Consider the following 18,569-nt stretch of genomic DNA (forward strand, 5'->3'; position numbering starts at 1 on the left):
CACTGCATCGCTTGTTGATTTTGCCCGCGAGGTGCGAATCGCACTGAGCGAGTTCGATCATTACGCCTGACGCAGTGACGCTTTTCGCCACACCCCATCAGCCGGAAGGAGCCAGCGCCAATCGCCCGAGAGAAAAGCCAGCCCAGAGCAGCTAACGGGCCCACTGACCGAGTTGGAGGCATGTCTGCAAACTGACGTAACTTGGCGTGCCGCCGATGCTCTCTTGGGAGGTGCAACTTGCCCGGCTTGGCGCGGGGAACTTCGACCACTGGCTTGCGAGCTGCCGCTTCGCTTTCTGTTCATCGTTCACGCAGCTCTTTATCGACTGATCAACGGAGAGGCCGGCGGTGGCGGCGACGTCGAGCTTGCAACTCCGGGCAATGTCGAATTTCGGCACTCCGTCTGCCACCGGCGCAACCAACTGCGTCCCCAACACGATCATCGAAACGGTGATAGGCATTTTCGGCCTCCCGATCGGCCCGACGCCGGCCCGCACGGCTCAGGCTCTCACTCAATTTCTAATCGAGCTTTGTGGGTTCGTCCATATGGCGCCGACAATCCCAAACTGGGCAGCCATGGCTGCCCTAAGCAGTACTCTCTTCAGGTACTCCCAGCGGACTTATTCCAGTGGGCAACTGCCGCGCTGCAATATTGACGCGACACCGGCATAAAAATCCAAGTCTCAATTTCATAACCAAGCGCAATGGCACGATAAGTCTGGCCGAGGTCCGCTTGGGGTCAAAACCGGCAATACTCTGATTGAGCAGAAACTTTCTGCTTAGGCTCCAAAAGCAGACGTCTGCGCCTTTATGAGTACACGCCCTGGCAACCAGTTTACGCTCTTGACGGCGGAGCCGAACTTATAGATCGGCGCCATCCGCCCGAAGGCGATGCCCGTGATCCTGACCACGCCAGACGAAGGTCGAGACAGAAATGATCACAGTTCCTGACCAGCCATGAAGCTGCAGCAGGCTGTCGCAGGCCAAACTTGGTTGTCGACGCGACAGATCGCGAAGCGTCTAACCAAGCCGTCCAAGAACTCGCTTGACTGTCACAGCATGCCATAGTCCACCCGATGGTGTCGCAACCTTGCGAGCATTTAGTTCGGCGGCGATCGCACGGTGAGATTTGCCCGCAAGCTCCGCCAATATTGGGCGCAACGACTCGGCTCGTTCCTGGGCCTCTTGCTGATTGGCCATACCCTTTGCGTTTAGCCCTCCCAATTTCACGCCCTTGGCCCTCTTGGCGGCCAAAGCATCTTTGGTGCGCTGGGAGATGTACCGGCGTTCCTTTTCGGCCAGCGCGGCGTAGATGTGAAGCATGAACGGATCCGCATCAGCTCCCAATTCGGCGACGATAAACGGGGTTTTGTGGGACATTAGGCCTGAGATAAAGTGCACGTCACGGCTTAGCCGGTCGAGCTTAGCAACGATGATGGGCGCTTTGTGCTTCCGCGCCGCCTTCAGGGCGGCCGCCAGCTGGGGGCGACGATCCAGAGCATCGGCACCCTTACCGGTCTCGATTTCTTCGAACCTCTGGATCAAGGAAAAGCCCTCGGCTTCCGCAAAGCGCGCTAGAGCGGCCTGTTGCGCTTCGAGACCTAGCCCTGATCGCGCCTGTTTAGAGGTGGAAACACGGATATAGGCGATTGCGGCCTTCATCGAGCCCCTATCTGTAACATAGCAACGAACGTTGGCATGTTACGCCCGTGTGCTTTACACATCAAGGGGGTCTGCAATGGCCGGTTAGCGCTGCTACGACGTGCTACCACACCGACGTCAGACGCTCAGGACCTTGATGGTGCCGCCAGATGTTCGGCAAGTCGGAGACGGTGACGAGGGTCAACCCGTACGTTCGATAGCCAGGCGCGATGGCAAGAGTGAAGGATCGACTTCTCACTCAGGTCGCTACCTCTATCCGGGGGTCGATATCGATACGCTTCCCAGGGTGATCGTGATCTCGATTGGCCCGGACGAGACGAAGCGCGCGGCGCCCAGGACGCCGGCCTTTGCCTTACGGCCGATCGCATCCACGGTAACGAGCACTTCGCTGAAAAGTCCGCGGATCTGCCCCGTCTTCACCGCGGCGCGGACGGCCTGACGGGCCTCATAATCGGCATGGTCGGCCTGATCTAAATCAACGACTCCGGACAAGGCGTTGGTCGAAGGTCACCTTGACGGGCGGCCGGGGGTGGGCGAACCTGACTACAGTATGAGGAGAGCACATCTCGGTCGGTCCTAGTGATCCAGCTCTTCCAAGACCTCTGGCTGACGTCCGGCGCCTCAGGGCGCCTGCTTTCTAGTCGAAACTGGCACGCGGCCTGAGTCGAGCAACAGAGAATTGCCGTGACAAGGTCGAAACCGCTCGGGAGCTTTCAGTTTTTTGTCGCCTTCAATATCCGGATCAACTTGCCCGGATCGAATCCGATCGCGGCTGCAACATCCATGAACTCCAGCACGTCCAGACGCCGATCTCCACCCTCGTATTTTGCCACATAGGACGGCGGTTTTCCCAACCGCGTCGCAACTACCGTTTGGGTAAGGCCAGCCGCTTTGCGCTGCATTTTGAGCAGTTCGCAGAATCTCCTGTGACGGTCGGTGTAGATGGATTTTGGCAATCGGAAAGCCCTAAGTTTGGGCTTCCGATCAACATCAGACTGGAGGATTCTCCCAAAATAGGAGAAACTACCCTTTTGGGGGCTCATCGCTGAGCGACGGAAGGCTAGGTGCACTCCGGAGCGGTGAACCGGGAAAGGCGTTTCATGACGGTTTGCATGCTTCGTTTAGTTTCAACGACGATGATAGTGACGGCCGTCGGTGGACGGGGGCAGCGATGAAGACTATTCTAGCGCTGATTGCCGCTGCAGCGATCATGTTTGTACTCTATGATTTGCAGCATCCCGAGGACCCCGCCAAAGCGCTTGTCTCAAGACAAGTTGCCGCCGACGTGACGTCGCGGCTCGATTCCGGGCCCTATCGACGAAGCTTGAGAATCGATCGTGCAATCTCCGGGAATTTGGCGTTCACGTTAGAATATCTGGACCTGCCTCGTGGGGGTCTGATGACCGTGGAGATCGACACCAAAGATGTCGCGAGGGCAGTTCTTGCGCAGTTAGTGAAAGCTGGCCGATCGCCAACGCAAGAGGGCATCACTGTGTTTATAAGTGCTCAGCAAACCGGTCTGAAAGGCGAGACCGGGATGCCTCTCGTCAGATCTCTGGGGCAGACGTACTACGATCCTAATTCCGATGCCCTGACCTTTAAGCCCCCATCATGACAATTTCCTTTACCTCTGCTCCACGCGCGCCCGCTGGTCATCGCTGGATCATAGATAGAGGCTGAGGGGTATCTAACGGACCGCTGTCACCGTGTTTAGTACGCCCTCTAGCTTTCCGACGGTAGTATTTGAGGCGAGCATGAAACGGCGAGAATTTATCGCGCTTGCAGGTGGTCTACGATGTGGCCGCTTCAAGTGCACGCTCAGAAATCTGAAAAGATTTGGCGGCTTAGGGATGTGGCGGTTGCGAAGGTCGGCTAGGTTGCGGGTAGGCCCCATGTCTTCCGCTTGAATCGCTGCAAGCGGTCGATATGCTCTTGCCTGACGCTCAAGATCGGTTTTCAGAGCGGTGTTCTCATCGGCAGCAAACCGCTCGATGACTTTAGCAAGGTAGTGAAACAAAGCATCGATCATCTGCCTGCTCCGGCAGCATGGGGCTATATGTTGATCGTTTTCCGAGTGATGGAGGAAGAGAGTTGCCGCGTCTATCATGAAAGTGTCGCGCGCCGACAGGCTTCGGGTCGCTCACTTCCGCGTTGTCCAACTCTTGATTTAAAATCAAATCAATCAATCGGCCGGAACCAGGCGGAGGGCCGCTTCCCTTCTATAATAGTAAAAATGGAGGAAGCTTCATCTGGTGAGTTGTCGTGCGACGCGCTGCAGACGCGCGCCCTCGCCGGTTCTCGACCTCCGCGAGGCCCGCTACTCGTGCTTCGGCGGCCGGAACGATGGCGCCGCTTCCAAGAGTTCCTTAAGTCGCTCCCTCGGGACGCGGTCCCAGGCTTCTGCAGGGAGGAGTGAGCCAAAGAGGCTGGCGTCAAAGACGTGCTGCCGGCGCATCACTCGGTCCCACTGGAAAGCGTCGTAGGTGCCCTCGAAGATTAGCTGACGAACCTCGATGAACGGAGGCTCTCCTCGCGATCCTTCATCGAGCCATGTCTGGGCAATCCGCTCCCACAGACTGCCCTTGCGGTCGACACGCCCGATCTGCTGCTCGAGAACAGCAGGATTCCATTCAGCGTGAAATTGGACCACGACACGACAGGACTCATGCAGGTTGAGCCCCTCACGCCCGACTTGACTTTGCGCAATGAGAACCCATGGTGAAGCGCCCGGACGGTTGAACGCGGCCTGGAGATAGCGCCGAGTCTCCCATCCCGTGGCCCCCTGAAGGAGACGTGCGTGAAAGCTTTGGCGACCGTCGTCGTCCTTCAGAAGCGCTTTCAGCGACGCCTGTCGCAGCGTCGCCTGCTCTTCGTTGAGGTCCTCGTCGCCTAGCTCGCCGAGCAGCGGACGCAGGCGCTCTTCAACGAACTCGGTGGTGAGTGCGTCGAACCGCTCGTCGGTGACTTTATCGGACTCCGAGGTTGCCGCGAGAAAGTCATCGAGGATGAACGAGACGAGGTGGTCCTCCAGCGCCCCCTCGAGCTCACGGTCGGGACGGGTGCCACCCAGCAGGGACCGATCGCTCCTCCAGGCGACGACCGGCTTCTTCGCGCGCCTCCGCACCTTGTCCCGCAGTCTCACGTAGGCCTTGTGGCTGTTAGCCAACGCACGGCGCACCTCCGCGCCGTTCCTCATCGAAAGACGACCCGAGAGCATCCCCTCCGCGCGAAGCCGATCGAGCTGGCAAAGCGCGATTCCCAGCAGCGCCGCGTCACTGTGGACAGCGTGAGCGATCGGTCGACCGGCGTCGGCAGCGCGCAGTGCGTGGCGAACGTTGAGCACATCGCGCAGCAGTCGAAGCGGGCGCAAAAAGACGCCGAACACCAGCACCTTCTCGCGCTTTAGCGTCCAGCCTTCGATCTCTTTCACTGCGGCGAGAACGCGCGGATGCTGGGCGTCTGCATCGAGCTCGGCGCCGTTCACGGGGGACAGCCCTTCGAGCACACGCTTGCGCCCAGCGCGGAGCTGCCGATACCAGTAGGCGGCGCGAGCAATCTTGCCTCGCGTATGGTCATCGACGACGCCGAGCTCGGGCACGCGAAGCGGTTCGCTCGTTTCAGACAGGTCGATGCTGACGTGCCCCGCCGAGAGCTTCGTGTACGCGTCGCGCACGGCGCGAGGCCACTCTGCGGTGTCCTTCAGCGTCAGCCCACGAGCGCTCTGGCTCATGCACTCGGCCGCGAAAAGCACATCCAGCCAGGGCGAGCTCTGGCCGACAGTGTCTGTCCAATCGATCTGCACGCGCCGAAGGCGACGATGCGGATGCGGCCGTCCCTCCGGCAGCTCCGCTCTCTCGCGGAAGCTCGTGACAAGCGGGTCCTCGTCGCGCCGCCGCCGCGTCACATGTGGAGACAGCGTCTTGGTGAATTCCCGCGCGGCTGCGCAGAGCTCGTCGAGACGCCTCCCTTCGTCGGGGGCAACTGCGGCGCGCGAGGCAGCATCATGCAAGCGCTTCACGACCTGTCGCCCTCGCTCTTGGTTGAGCCCGCTGCGCGCGCGGCCAAAAAGGTCGAGCCACTGCGACAGTTCCAGCTCCATAGGCGTCGCCGTGAGGCAGAGCCGCCGACCGTCCCCGGGCTGCTTCAAGAGCGCGTCGACCAGACGCGCGAGTACCGTTCCCGATGCCGCGTCCAGTGCCGTGTCTTCGACGTCCACCTCGCCGCGGCTCTTGTGTGCCTCGTCGATGACCAGAAGGTCGAACTCGCCAAGCCAAAGACCCAGCAGCTCCTCGGTCAGCGGACGCCCGTCGCCGCCGTTGCCGAACTGAGCGAGAAGCGCGTCGTTGTTCCAGCTCGACACGTTGAGCGGAGGCAGCGCCTCGATGCGCTTCCGCAGGTCTCGACGCCCGTGCACGCGCGGGGCGACCTCACTCGCGATGCGAGCCATCCCATTCCAGCCCCACCACGACGCCCCCGCATTCTCGATCTCCCGCTGTAGCTTGCCGATCCGTGTTCGCCCGTCTTCGCGCTCGGAGCGCGGGGCGAGATGCAGCTCAACGAACGCCGGGAGCGCAGCACGCCAGACGTGGGAGTTGCTGCGGACCAGCGGCGCGCGGAACCCGTGGGAGATCAGCCACCACTCGGACTCGTTTGGGCGCGGGCTGAGGTCCTTCCACGACGCCTCGTCCGGTGACACCTCGCGCAGAAATTCCGTGAAGGTCGTGAGCTCCTTCGGCGCGGGGCTTTCCGCGCGAAGTTTTCGCGACTCGGCGACCCACTGGTGCATAAGGCCATGAGGCACGACGACGGCCGCGCGACCACCCGCTTCGAGAACCGCGTGAGCCAAGGCGCACGCAATGCGTGTCTTGCCGGTGCCGACCTCGTCGGCGAGCACGAAGCCATTTTGCGGCAGCCGCCCGGCCATCCACGTGAGCGACGCCCGTTGGCCGTCGTCGAGGTGCTGCTCCTCGCGCTGCTTAGCGGCATCCTCCGCGACCAACTTCCGAAGCGCGCTAGCGGCGCGGGCCCACGAGAAGGTCACCTCAGCCCCCACGCGCGCGCCGCGCCGTCGAGCACCTCGAAGTACCGGACCCGCTGCTTGTCAGTAAGGAGCGGAGACCGCAACTCGGGTTCCCGGAGGTGTGCGAACACGTCGAGCCGGTGCATTCGCCACGTGGCGATGAGGGGCTCGGGGAACGCCCCCCGGAACATCCGGTCGAGATGATCGAGCCAGTCGTCGAGCATCGACTCAGGCAGGGCCGCCTGAAGCGCAGCGACCTTCTCGATGAGCTCAGCGGCGGCATGCAGTGCGTAACTCTTCTTCTGCTCGATCGCCGCCACTGTTGCCACACCATTGGTTCCGACGCCTTCGCCGTCATCGCCATCGCCGTCGTCGCTCGCCTCGGTAGGACGGATCGGGAAGTCGAGCAGCGCCGCGAGCGCATCAGCATAGGTGTCGAAGCGCGGCGGCTGCCATCCAACGCGCCCCGCGGCATCCGCGACGGGCACGACCCACCTGCGGTCGCTCCCGCCGGACACGTTGAGCGCGGCCGGATTCTCGTCATTCTGCAGCGGGACCTCGTCCCCTTGCTTCACGTCGAGCCAGTTGCGGCCCGTCCAGCAGATCCTCACGCGGGACGCGCCCGAGAAGTCGTCGCGCCAAAGCAAGCGTAGGTGTCGGGAAGGCGCAGCCTGGATCATCGCCGAGAGAATCGGGGGTGCTTCCAAGATGGGCTGCGCGTCTGGCGCGTCGCCCACCTGACCGATGGTCCACTCCTGGTCGCCGATGGTCTCGGCTTCGTCCGACCAAAACAGCCAACGCTCGATCGCCTCGCCATCGAGCCGTTCGTCGACCGCGAGGACCACGCCGGCCTCAACGTTCCCCTCGGCCATCCCGCCGTGAGTGAGCATGCCGCGCCGTGAGAGGTTACCGGATCCGAGATAGAGCCAGCCGTTGCTCACGTGACCGTCGCGGAGATAGCCCGCGTACACGAACTTGGCGTGGAGCCGCCGATTCTGGTCGAGCGCGTCGTAGGGGCGGACGACCTCCCAGCCTTCCGTATCGCCTCCCCTTGCCCACGTTGCCACTGCGCCCGCTTCGCCGGGCTCGACGAGCGCTACGCGCCGCGCGTTCGTAGTAAACACGCCGAGGTCCTCAAGCTTGCCGAACACGGCCGGCTTTCGCGCCTTGGCGGATGGCTCCTCGTAAAACCCCGAGCCGCATAGTAGCAGGTTTCTCGGCTTGTCGATCGCGCTGCGCATGCGCTCGCGGATCTGGTCGTACAGAGGCCTGTCGAGCGAATGGATGAAGCGCGGCTTTCGGCTCGCAGGAGCAAGCGAAGATGCCGTTGCGAGGAGCACGTCGAGCCGTGCGGTCAACTTGTGCTCCTTCAACGGGAGCGTCTGCTCATCCCGATGGAATCGCCGCGCAAGAATTGTCTCGACGAAGGCACCCGCCGCTGCGACGTCGGCGCGGTCCTCGACACGGGCGCTGCCGATGAGCGGAAGATCGACGACCCACGCCAGCTCTAGCTGCTGCCGCGCCGAGGTGTATGTGTAGTTGGCTGTGAGCACGGCGAGCCGGAGATGGACCGGCCCGCCCGTCCGGTTTGACGCGAACGCCAGCAGCGCGACCTTTGCGTGGAGGAGCGAACCGGGCTCAACCTCCCGCGGCTGAAACTCGTGGAGACCGGGGATGCGTCCAGGTGGAAGTACCTCCTGCCGCGATGACGACGCATGCCCGTCCAGCATCAGGTACACGAGCACGTTGCCAAGCTCCGCGCGCTGCCGTGGCCGGAGTCCCGTGAAACGCTCCACGGCGTCCTCAAGGAAGTCCTCCGCGCCGGTCATAGCGACGAGCGCGGCGCTGTGCCCGACCATGCCCTCCGGTGGCACGAAGATGTCGAGCAGTGTGTCGGCGCTCATCCCGCACCTCGCCGGTCGACGTCGCGCAGGAGCGAATGGAGGTTCGCGATGCGGAACGTTCGCCCCGTCCGATCGGGCTCGATACTCGCCGCACCGTCCTCTAAGTCGCTTGCTTCATCGGCACCGTCGAGGACCCGGAACAGCGAGCCGCGGGTGACCGACCCGGCGGCGATCCCGATCACGTCTCCAGAGCGTCGAGCGAGGATCCCGATGGCTTCCGCGTCGTCGCCAGCGACGACTGCGTTTGAGAACGACCGGCTCGTCGCCTCGTTGACGCCCGCTGTGTTCGCCTTGTCGACGTAATTCTTCGAGGCGGTCCGGAGATCCTTGATAGACCTCTTGAGCAACGAGTCCCTGGCCAAAGTTGAGAGCTTCACACCGCCACGCCCGGGCTCGACCGCACGGGTCAGACGCGCGACCGCGTCACGCGCTCGGTCGAGCACTGCACCGAACGCACGCGCCGCCACGACTTCGTTGGCCTGCTCGCGATGACCGGCCTCGCGGAGACGACCGACGACCCCATCCTCAATGCTGGGCAGGTCTACTGCGCGTCCGATCGCGCGTGCTAGCCGCCGCCGCTTCTCGCTCGCAGGCGTAAACGTTCCAAGCAGCCGTGAGCGGACCAGCGCGCGCTCGTCATCGGTGGCGTATTCGGGCGACAGCGCCTGCAGGAGGGTCTTGGGCCAGCCAGAGATTTCCCGGTCGCCCTCGAGCCATCCAAACAGCCACTTGCGAAGGCTGGTGCCGCCTTTGCCGACGCGCTGCTCGAGGAATGCGTTGGCCAACGCACGCCCGACAGGTTCTAGCTTGAGCAAATCGAAGCGCGAGCCACTCGCGAAACCGAGCCCACCGTCGATACGGAGTGCGCGCGTCGCGGCTTGGCGGTGTGTGTTGCGGACGTAATTCGTCCCTTGGCGTAGGCGGAGGAACGACCAGACCTCACGCTCGGCGTCACGAGCAAACGCGCGTCGCCCGAGGATCCGGCGCGAGGGGTCTTGCGGATCGACGAAGTACTCCAGCTTGCAAGCGAGCGCTTCGATGCCGTGACAGATGGCCGTGGGCTTCGGCGGGCTCAAGCCATGGCTCGCTAGGTCCTCGTGGAGCGCAAGCGCGGCCAGGGGCCACGAGAGCTGCCGAGCGAACCAAATGCGACCAAGCTCAGGCACCACGAGTTCGCGGAAGAACAGGTCGGCCGCACGCAGTTCGAAATCTAGCGATAACCGCGAAGACGAGACTTGGCTTGGCGCTGGCGAGAACCAGTATGTTGCTGCGTCGCTCATGGGTTCGAGCGTCGCTCTGCAAGGCTCAGTGAGATATTGCTGAAGGCGTCGTGCTGATCGCCGGTGCGGCCTTCAAGGGCGAAGCCGCACGCCGCAAAAGCCGAATAGACCTCGGCGATCCCCGAGCCCTGCCGCGGGACGTTCGGAGGACGCGTAGGACGATTTTGCATACTATGGGTCACTCACCAGCCCGACCATGAAAACAGCTTTACGCGTCCTGTACGCCCGTTCCAACCCCATTCTATCGCCTCTCCCCCTCCGGGGGCTCACATCATCAGGCCACCCAAGATCGCCTCTCTCCAATTTGCGAATCTCGGCATGCAACTCTGCCCAGAAGGGCTCAAGATCGACGTGTCTGTTAGGCTGTTCGGTTGGCGGGACTTGCACTGCAAGTTCTTGAGCTAGCATTGAATTGGCTACAACTATCGGTCGGAATTTCGCGTCGTCTGGAGAGACCGCATTCAGGATGCCATGGCAAGTGGTCGGGGGGATGTGCCTTTCGAGTGAGAACTCATAGAACAACGCAGCTTGTTCGACTTGCCGATGCTCCATCATGATCTTCAGTCCTGCCAACTAGACAGACTGAATCACTGATCTCTCTGCGTCGCAACCGCTGCCTTTTTCAACAGAATCGGTCACTAGCGGTCTTCACATGCAGTTGGCGGGACGTCCGCAATAAGTCTGGAAGCCGAAGCTGACTGCCCTGCGTCTCGGAATGTTCAAATCCGTTGCTGCCTCAGATCCGCATTCCCGGATTAACATGCCTGAATCCAAAACCGGGAAAATTCGGCTAAGATCCTACTTTCCCTTGTTGGGGGCATCTGATGTTCGACACGGCGACCACCGCGCTTTTTGCGCGCGGTCTTCGAAGATGTGAATGCTCATTGAACATTGACCCCCATCGGCGGCGTCGAGACCCCTTCAGGACGTTGATTTCATTTAATTGTATGGCGGGACCCGTACGCCGATCATGGTCGAGACCCTACGCCGAAACACAGCCCCATGCGACTCTCATGACGCCGCCATTTTTTGCAGAACGTGAGCGAGCTCACACCGCCGCTCTCCGAAAGCCCATACTCTTGGACCGTATTGCACGTCATTCACGAAGAGCGAACGAGGCGCCGAGCCAGGTGTCGCTCTGTCTGTTGAAGCATCAGTCGCAAGGTCGGCAAGCAAGAGGCGCACATGGTCAACGCATGGCAGGCCCGCCACAACCTCTCGGGCGCTGATTTTCAAGGCGCATTCGATCTTCTGAAGAACCAGGGCTTTCGTCCCATCGACGTGAATGGCGGCAGCGCCAACGGCGTCGAACGGTTCTCCGGCGTCTGGGAGCAATCACCGGGACCCGCAACCCAGGTACGCCACGGCATCAACGCAGCCGCGCACCAGCAGCTGTTCATGACCCTGCCCGCCCAGGGATTCCGCCCGATCGCAGTGAGCGGTCATGACACGGCAGGCGGGATACGCTTCAGCTCCATCTGGCAGGCCATCCCATCGCCGGAAGTGAGGGCGCGGCATGGCCTGACCCCGGCACAATGGCAGAACCAGGTGGACACGCTTCCGAACGAAGGCTTCCGCCCGGTGGACCTGTGTGGCTACGCCGAAGCCGGCCAAGTGCGCTTCGCCTCCATATGGGAGCGGACAACGACGCCGGAATGGGTGGCACGCCACGGCATGACGGCCGGAGAATATCAGCAGCAGTTCAATCATTGGGCCACCCACGGCTTCATCCTGCACCGGGTGAGCGGCTACCTGGACGGCGGGCAAACCCGCTACGCGGCACTCTGGAGCCGCGGACCGGACCTAACCTGGCAGGCCCGGCACGGGATCGACGCCGCGCAACATCAGACTGAATTCAACGCCCTGGTGAATCGCGGCTATCGGCTGGTCAAGGTAAACGGGTATCCCGAGGGCGGCACGGTTCACTACGCCTCGATCTGGCACAAGCCCTTCCTGTCGGATCGCGATGAGACGACGATCCGCCAGGCGGTGCAGAACTTCATGACCGCTCACAACGTGCCCGGTGTCTCGATCGCGATGACCCGCAACGGCGCGCTGATGTTCGCACGCGCCTTTGGCAACGCGGATAGCGCCGGAACGCAGGTCCTGCCAAGCCACCTCTTTCGTATCGCTAGCGTGTCAAAACCGATCACCTCGATGGCGGTCTTCCGGGCGATCGAAGCCGGATTGCTGGCGCTCACCGATCGGGTCTTCGGGCAAGGCGGCATCCTCGGCACGCAGTTCGGGACACTGCCCTATCCGGATCAGCGGGTCACGCAAATCACAGTGCAGCATCTGCTCGAGCACACCAGCGGCTGGAGCGGCGCGCAGGACCCGATGTTCGGCCAGCCCAGCGCCACACACGCGGATCTGATCGGCCAGATGCTTGGCCTCACGCTTGCAAACAACCCGGGGGCGATCTTTGACTATCTGAACTTCGGCTATTGCGTGCTCGGCCGCGTGCTGGAGCAGGTGTCCGGGTTGAGCTACGCCGACTTCGTGCGACAGCGGGTGCTCGCGCCCTGCGGCGTGACGGACATGCACATCGCCGGAGACACCCTGGCTCAGCGCCGTTCGAACGAGGTCACCTACACCCAGCAGGGAACGTTTAACCCCTACGCCCTGCCCGTCGCTCGCATGGATGCCCATGGCGGCTGGATCGCCAACCCGACCGACCTCTTGCGCATCGCGCTCCGGTTCGACGGCTTCCCGTCGAGGCCGGACCTGCTCCAGTCGACGACCGTCGCCACCATGGCGACCGCCGCCACGGCGCCGGCTGCAGGCGGCGGAGCCGCCAACTACGCCAAGGGCTGGGCCGTGAACAGCGCGGGCAACTGGTGGCATCTCGGCGACTTCGCCGGCACCATCAGCGAACTGGTCCGGACCTCCGACGGCTTCTGCTGGGCGATCCTCGCCAACACCCGCAACGACGCCCAGCTCAACGCCATGCGAACGGCGATCGACAATCTCGGATGGACGATCAAGAACGGCATCACCGACTGGCCGGCGGGCGACGCGATTTGAGGTGGTGTCGGATCATTCACTGTGTTCCCACGACCCAGTGAGGATTCTGGCGGACGCTCATCCAGTTGCCAAAGCGCGCCAGCCTCCAACTCGTTGCTTTCATCGGCGGCTCGCCGGCGCGTCCTGGAAGGGGCAGATGATGAAGTGCGCCGACATCATGAGCAACAGGCCGAGCATAGCCAAGCACGATCTCAAGGTGGACGTCCCGGATGGCACTGACATCGACGCGATACTCGATGACGGTGCTCCGCAATGGGAAGACCGCTGGGAAGAATAGTGCTGGAAATCTTACCGGGGCCAGGCGCAACAAGGCGCTGCGCTAGGCTCGCGAACGCTGATCGAATAGTGACGCCTAATTGGCGTCGCCATGTGCCCTTCAGACCATTGAACTATATGAAATGGAGTGGTGGGACCCCGCGCCGATCATGGTTGAGAGCCCACGCCGATGCACAACGGGCCGCTTGGAAGATCGGCGGGTTGGTTCCGGTCTACCTCGATGAGCCGACAATTGTGGGCGCCGCCCGAACTTCGCATTCGGGCCACGTGCGGACCTGATCAATCTAATCGATAAGGTCGCCCGGGCGCCGAGTTCGCTACGGCGCACGAGGACTAAGCGCCTTGCTAGCGTTTGCTGCAACGGTCGGCTATCGTCGGACCTTCTGCCATGAATTACCGTTTGGCCTATCTTCCGAAATCGTTACCCCTCCATCGCGAAAGTCAAAGCTTATCGGTTGACTCCACCAGTACCCGTGATTGTCGTCCACAACGCTCAACCGTGACACGTTCCCACACTCATTAGTGGCGAAAACGGCTCCCGTACCGTCCATAGTAATCTTCGCAAGATTTGTCGGGAATGAATTAGGGGCACCGCCGTTACAGCCTCCACCCGGCCCGAGCCGCACTTGGTAATCGCCCACAAATACTTTGGGAATATCCGGGGCCGTCGGTGGTGGCGGCGCCGGTACGACCGCAGGGATGAAGAACCGCGCACCGTCAATCGTGGAATTGGCAACAACGCTGACCGCTCCGGTCCCTGATCTCTGGCAGGTCTGATATTTCTTAGCGTTGGTTATGACAGTCCGGTCCTTCACTGCCGGACTTGCACAGGTCGCGCCAATTACGACCGGGTCTCCCGTCACTCTTGTCTCCGTCACAGCGCCGAACGGACGAAATCTAAACTCAAGTACGAGAGTATCTCCATTCAACTCTCCATTGATAAAGAAACCACCCGATTTCGTACGGCACTCCGTCCATGCAGACACTATCTCAGGAGCCACTACTTTCTGCAGAATATTTTCGTAGGTAGCGTCAGTCAAAGACGAAGATGAGCTACCACACGATCCTTGTTCATGTAGACTAGAACGCGTTTGACCGAAATTCCCACGAAACCTCACAGGGACACCCTTGATCGGTATCGTGGCATCCCCACCGGCGCTGGTGGACCTTCCACTGCTATCAGTACTCGATTGGCAGAACGCCTCCTGGAATTCCGTTTTTAGATTTCTTGTCCGCAGGGCTTGATATGTATTGAAGACTCCCTGCTCCAATATAGCGGAGCATTCATCCGCGACAGATACCTCCGAAATTCCAACTAACAACAATGCGGAAATGAAGACAGATTTAGCGTGTGCAACCACGGAAACCTCCCTTTCAAGAATGAAATTATAGAGCGATATTAAATCTTACTCCGATTTGGCAAAAGGGGGCAGTCGCTGCCCGGCTCGGTTTTTTAGTCGCAGGCTGCCGTAACCAGTTCACTGGTCCGAGTTCAATATTTCTGGACTAAGTTTCGCCAGCGCCGAGCGAATTCGTCAAGAAGCACTGTTTCCTAGTCCACGCCCCTGCAATGGCGCGCTGCGAAAATCCCCCATCCATTATTAAATCCCCCATCCATTATTAGGGTGTTTAAAGGGCCGCTCTTCGTGAGCCTCCTTTAGGCCCGGATTGGGTTCACAAGCCGCGATCACGCTCGGCGTGGAGAGTTCCGCTTTGCACTCGTAAGCCGACGTTTATGAGTACACCGCAGCTGACTTAACATCCGTCATCCCAGATCAGCGAGCTTAGTCTACTGGTGTCGAACTTTGTCCGGCTCGCCCAAACGCGTCGAGATCTGCCGATAACGGACGCCACCGGCAAGGGCCGCCGGCCGCGTGATCGTTCAGCCAGCATGGTCCAGAGCATGTTTGGAGACGCGTAGGACCATTTTGATTGCCCACGCCATCGAAGCGGCTCGAGGTGTCCAACTCTCTCTCACGCATCCTTCAAGGCCCGTTCTGAGCCCATCTCTTGCCGGAGCGTAGGCGCTCAACCTGAATGCGTTCATTGTGAGTGTCCTCGATCGCTCTCGGATTGACGACGTTCAAGCGGCCGTCGGGCAGAAGCCCGATCGGCCAGTCGTCGTTAGTCATAGTTCCGCGGCTCGATACCGACTTTCGCGGAAGTTTTTCCTTCTTCTCAACTTTCTCAAACATTCTTACTCCGTAGAAATAACAATCTAAAGCAGGCTGCGGCCGGCTTAAAGCCGGCGCACACGTTCGTTTTCTAATTTGAACTCGTTGCCTGTTGGTGGGACCTGAGCGAAGGGCATAGGACGACCAGCCCCGCCAAAATGGCGGAGTTGGTCCCTAGTCCCTCGCGATCTTGCCTGCCGGAGCCGACCGTCGCTTCGGGCGATGACCTCGCGACGCTGCGGATCATCTCGATGCCAACTTTACGGCGCTAAGCGTCGCGCCGGCGATCAGCCCTCGCATCTTTCGGACCGGGCCTTGTCTCTGATCGCGCCCCACAGTAAACATTCCATCGCGTGACGATGGTGGCGCCGCTGCCGTGACTCGCTCCGACCAGCGCCATTGGTGCGGGCTCGACCCTAGGGGTCGGGCCCGTCGTCATTCAGCCGTAATCCTCCGTTCGCTAAGACGGTTCTCCCTGGCCGGCGCGCTGCCAAGACCAATCCAAGCCGGGAGCCCGGCCAAAATGGCGGCAGCCGTCGGGCCGCTGGGGCCAGCGTATTCTCGCGTACAGCGGATCAGCGCCTCAGAGCTCCGGCAGTAGCTGCGACCACGCCAATCGTTTCTACGCGACCTTTTTGGCGATCCTCGGTGCTGAAGGATCCACTGGATCCCGTCCCGGCATTCGACAATGCGCCAATTGGAGTTGAGCTGCGCGACCAAACCGCAATAGTCATCCGCTGTCTCTACGCGACTCATAGGCCGGCTCCCAACGGAGCTGCGGCCCATTGGGACGCCGCGAAGTGGACTTGGTCGGCCTGGCCACCGGGCCGGGAGCAGAGTTCTTCCCGATGCACGATCGTTTCTGAGGGTGAGCCACCACCGGGAAAACCCGAAACCGCATAGTCGAAGGCTATAGCTTGGTGAGCCAGACTAAGCCTTTGACTTTGGCCCACATAGTCGTCCTGCCGGGATCGCCAGCTCGTTGCCTCTCCGCCGCTCTTCACGAACGCGTGGGTAACCATTTGCCGGCCTTTGAACGGCGCCGATCGCCCCTATCTAAGCGCCGGGTGAGACGCACCCATAGGTTTCTGAATGCAGCAATCCGAATTGACGAGAATGGCGATCGCATCTGCGGTCGCGACCGTTGCGATCTCGTATTTGGCCGTCGATGCGGGCGTGGTGAACACAAACGTGGTCACGAGGCCCATCAAGGTGGTCCAGGCCTCGATCATTGGCGCCGCAATGGGACAACGTCAGCCTGCATTTGCCGTTGAGGACTGGAAGAACGGCCACGACAAGCCGCGCCGCGAATATTGCCTGGCGCTCGACTGATCGACGTGCCCGCCCTGCGGCCTATCCACCGCCTGCCCGCTGATGACCGCGCCACCACCGCGCAATGGCCGCGGTGAGATCATCCCACACCTCCGTCGGCAGGTCCGGGACCGCCACCCGGACGCTGTACTGGTCCGTCGTCGCGTCGTGAAACCATTCGGTCGCGGCGAAATCGAAGCCGAAGCTGCCGGCGTGACGGATGGGAAAGCCCTCGCGGCGCAATTCGCAGCTCATGTCCTCGGCAGCCTGCCGCGCCGTCGCCTCGTCGAGCGCGCGCCTTCCGCGAAGGGTCACGTAGAGACCGTGGGTGAAGCGCAGCTGAGCCGAGAGCGCCGGGATCTCGGCGGCAAAGTATCGCGCCGTATTGCGACCGTTGCGCAAGATCACCGCCACGCGCCGCTTCGTCAGCGCCCAATACGCTGCGCTGCCCGCGAACGGCGGGAAGTGAGCCGGCAAGGCCGCGCCGCCGAGCAGCCGCACTGCATTGCGGGTTTCCGACGCGAGACGTGTCCATTCAACTTCCCCTGCTCGCGACGGACGCTCAGGCCCGTGCACGAAGACGGCCGAGCCGAGCCGGCCATATTCCGCTCCGAGCGAATCGAGCTTGTTGTGGCTTCGCACCAGCACCAGCGCAATTCCGTGTCGCCTGGCCCACCCCACCACTCGCCTGATGCGGCCCGACCTGCCGGCGAAGCACGTCGTATCGAAAATCAGGAGATCGAGGCCCGAGCCGTCACGGCGCAACACCGCCTCGATGGCGCCGGCGACGGAGCAGGAATCCAGCAGCAAGATACGCGGTGACTTCTCCGGAGCAAGCGCATCGCCGAGCGGCAGCGGCAAGGGTTCGATCCGCAAATGCGGCATGAAGCTTCGGATCAGCTCCAGCGTCTCGCCGTAGGAGCCCGGCAGCACCAGGATATCGGCTTTCGCGACGATCCGCGCGGAAGCAAGCAGCACGGCGGAGATCGCCGCCATCCCCGAGGCGGTGTAGATCGCCGTGCTCGTGCAGCCACCATCGAGCTCGTAGAATGAAGGACCGCGTACTGTCAGATCGGCCCGCTGGTAGTCGTAGCTGAACTCGAACGGCCCGCTTGCGGGATCGGCCGTGTGCGACCAAGCTGTTTCCGTCGCCTTCCACTCGTGCAATTCATGCTCCGCCCTGAGCGCGGCCGTGATCTGGAATTTGGATCTGACGACGTCATCGACGGAACTCGGCGACGCCAAATCGAGCGGGTTTCTCAGGCCGTCGTTCAACAGCTTGAGTTCCCAGTGCTTGCGTTCCAGATAGGCCCGAACGGTCTCCATCGCGCTTCTTGACAGATCCAATCAGGCGTCAACGTCCGGAAATCCCAACGGGTCCAACGTGCCTGCTGCAACGAACCGGCGCCTTCGCAGTTGAAGCCATGCAAGGAGGACAGCATGGCTGACATCAGAGAACACATGAAAATCATCGGCAAGGACGGCGCCCATGTCGGCACCGTCGATCGTCTCGAGGGCAACCGCATCAAGCTGACGCGCAAGGACAGCCCGGAAGGTCACAAGGACCATCATCACTACATCGACACGAAATATGTCGGTGCCGTCGAAGGCGACGTGGTCAAGCTGTCGGTGAATGCCGACGCCGTCCCGAAGACGGAAGCCGCGTGAAACACTGAGCCCCTGCGGGGGCTTTTTGTTTGTTCACGGTCCGACTCCGCTTCGTTCGCAAGCACGAATCGCGACCGCAATTCGATTGCGCGGAGCATTCGTTAACGCTGACTTTCTGCGGAAGGTCGCTGCAATGCGATCGGATTTCAGCGCTGCAGATTGATCGGAACGAATGCGCGGTCCGCGCGTTGGATAACCGAACAGAGTGGTGCCGACCCGCCAGCCCCGGTCGGCTTTGAAGGACCCCGTGC

15 protein-coding genes are annotated in these 18,569 nt (G+C 61.6%); 5 read left to right on the plus strand and 10 right to left on the minus strand.

Annotated elements, in window-relative coordinates:
- Positions 1 to 151: 151 nt before the first annotated feature.
- The 4 genes from ACM43_RS12795 to ACM43_RS12810 all read right to left on the minus strand — a co-directional run bounded on the left by ACM43_RS12795 (position 152) and on the right by ACM43_RS12810 (position 2,617).
- A complete protein-coding gene (locus ACM43_RS12795; RefSeq protein ID WP_271540368.1) occupies positions 152 to 460 on the minus strand; it encodes a hypothetical protein in 309 nt (102 codons plus the stop codon).
- A gap of 559 nt (positions 461 to 1,019) precedes the next feature.
- The gene (locus ACM43_RS12800; RefSeq protein ID WP_271540369.1) at positions 1,020 to 1,661 is read right to left on the minus strand and encodes a recombinase family protein; all 642 of its coding nucleotides are present in this window, start codon (positions 1,659 to 1,661) and stop codon (positions 1,020 to 1,022) included.
- Between the two features lie 252 nt (positions 1,662 to 1,913).
- Positions 1,914 to 2,153, minus strand: coding sequence for a hypothetical protein (locus tag ACM43_RS12805; RefSeq protein ID WP_271540370.1), 240 nt, complete (start codon positions 2,151 to 2,153; stop codon positions 1,914 to 1,916).
- Between the two features lie 221 nt (positions 2,154 to 2,374).
- Positions 2,375 to 2,617: a helix-turn-helix domain-containing protein gene (locus ACM43_RS12810; protein WP_271540371.1), complete on the minus strand. Its 243-nt coding sequence runs from the start codon at positions 2,615 to 2,617 to the stop codon at positions 2,375 to 2,377.
- A 215-nt stretch (positions 2,618 to 2,832) separates the two neighbouring features.
- Here ACM43_RS12810 and ACM43_RS12815 point away from each other — a divergent pair, with 215 nt between their 5' ends.
- Entirely contained in the window at positions 2,833 to 3,276 is a 444-nt protein-coding gene (locus ACM43_RS12815) for a hypothetical protein (RefSeq protein ID WP_271540373.1), read from the plus strand.
- A gap of 72 nt (positions 3,277 to 3,348) precedes the next feature.
- Here the strand turns inward: ACM43_RS12815 and ACM43_RS12820 are convergent, their stop codons facing one another.
- The 4 genes from ACM43_RS12820 to ACM43_RS12835 all read right to left on the minus strand — a co-directional run bounded on the left by ACM43_RS12820 (position 3,349) and on the right by ACM43_RS12835 (position 9,865).
- A complete protein-coding gene (locus ACM43_RS12820) occupies positions 3,349 to 3,690 on the minus strand; it encodes a hypothetical protein (RefSeq protein WP_271540375.1) in 342 nt (113 codons plus the stop codon).
- 288 nt (positions 3,691 to 3,978) lie between these two features.
- Positions 3,979 to 6,702 (minus strand): helicase-related protein, encoded by a 2,724-nt coding sequence (locus tag ACM43_RS12825; RefSeq protein ID WP_271540377.1) that lies wholly within the window; start codon positions 6,700 to 6,702, stop codon positions 3,979 to 3,981.
- Positions 6,699 to 8,585 (minus strand): hypothetical protein, encoded by a 1,887-nt coding sequence (locus ACM43_RS12830; protein ID WP_271540379.1) that lies wholly within the window; start codon positions 8,583 to 8,585, stop codon positions 6,699 to 6,701. Before ACM43_RS12830 ends, ACM43_RS12825 begins: the two co-directional genes overlap by 4 nt.
- Positions 8,582 to 9,865 (minus strand): hypothetical protein, encoded by a 1,284-nt coding sequence (locus tag ACM43_RS12835; RefSeq protein ID WP_271540381.1) that lies wholly within the window; start codon positions 9,863 to 9,865, stop codon positions 8,582 to 8,584. Before ACM43_RS12835 ends, ACM43_RS12830 begins: the two co-directional genes overlap by 4 nt.
- 1,185 nt (positions 9,866 to 11,050) lie before the next feature.
- On the opposite strand from ACM43_RS12835, the gene ACM43_RS12840 reads away from it, so the two are divergent.
- A complete protein-coding gene (locus ACM43_RS12840) occupies positions 11,051 to 12,889 on the plus strand; it encodes a serine hydrolase (protein WP_271540383.1) in 1,839 nt (612 codons plus the stop codon).
- Between the two features lie 136 nt (positions 12,890 to 13,025).
- Positions 13,026 to 13,166, plus strand: coding sequence for a hypothetical protein (locus tag ACM43_RS12845; protein ID WP_212309400.1), 141 nt, complete (start codon positions 13,026 to 13,028; stop codon positions 13,164 to 13,166).
- 1,984 nt (positions 13,167 to 15,150) lie between these two features.
- On the opposite strand, the gene ACM43_RS12850 is transcribed toward ACM43_RS12845, so the two are convergent.
- Positions 15,151 to 15,360, minus strand: a complete 210-nt coding sequence (locus ACM43_RS12850) for a hypothetical protein (RefSeq protein WP_271540385.1) — start codon at positions 15,358 to 15,360, stop codon at positions 15,151 to 15,153.
- A gap of 1,095 nt (positions 15,361 to 16,455) precedes the next feature.
- On the opposite strand from ACM43_RS12850, the gene ACM43_RS12855 reads away from it, so the two are divergent.
- Positions 16,456 to 16,671, plus strand: coding sequence for a hypothetical protein (locus tag ACM43_RS12855; RefSeq protein ID WP_271540387.1), 216 nt, complete (start codon positions 16,456 to 16,458; stop codon positions 16,669 to 16,671).
- Between the two features lie 21 nt (positions 16,672 to 16,692).
- Here ACM43_RS12855 and ACM43_RS12860 read toward each other — a convergent pair whose 3' ends face one another.
- Positions 16,693 to 17,976 carry a hypothetical protein gene (locus ACM43_RS12860; RefSeq protein ID WP_271540389.1) on the minus strand — a complete coding sequence of 428 codons (1,284 nt, stop codon included), beginning with the start codon at positions 17,974 to 17,976 and terminating at the stop codon, positions 16,693 to 16,695.
- 114 nt (positions 17,977 to 18,090) lie between these two features.
- Between ACM43_RS12860 and ACM43_RS12865 the strand changes: the two genes are divergently transcribed.
- Positions 18,091 to 18,318: a DUF2171 domain-containing protein gene (locus tag ACM43_RS12865; RefSeq protein WP_025036201.1), complete on the plus strand. Its 228-nt coding sequence runs from the start codon at positions 18,091 to 18,093 to the stop codon at positions 18,316 to 18,318.
- The last annotated feature ends 251 nt before the right edge of the window (positions 18,319 to 18,569 follow it).

The sequence above is a fragment of the Bradyrhizobium sp. CCBAU 45321 genome (assembly GCF_028128975.1).
In the GTDB taxonomy this organism is placed as follows: domain Bacteria; phylum Pseudomonadota; class Alphaproteobacteria; order Rhizobiales; family Xanthobacteraceae; genus Bradyrhizobium; species Bradyrhizobium yuanmingense.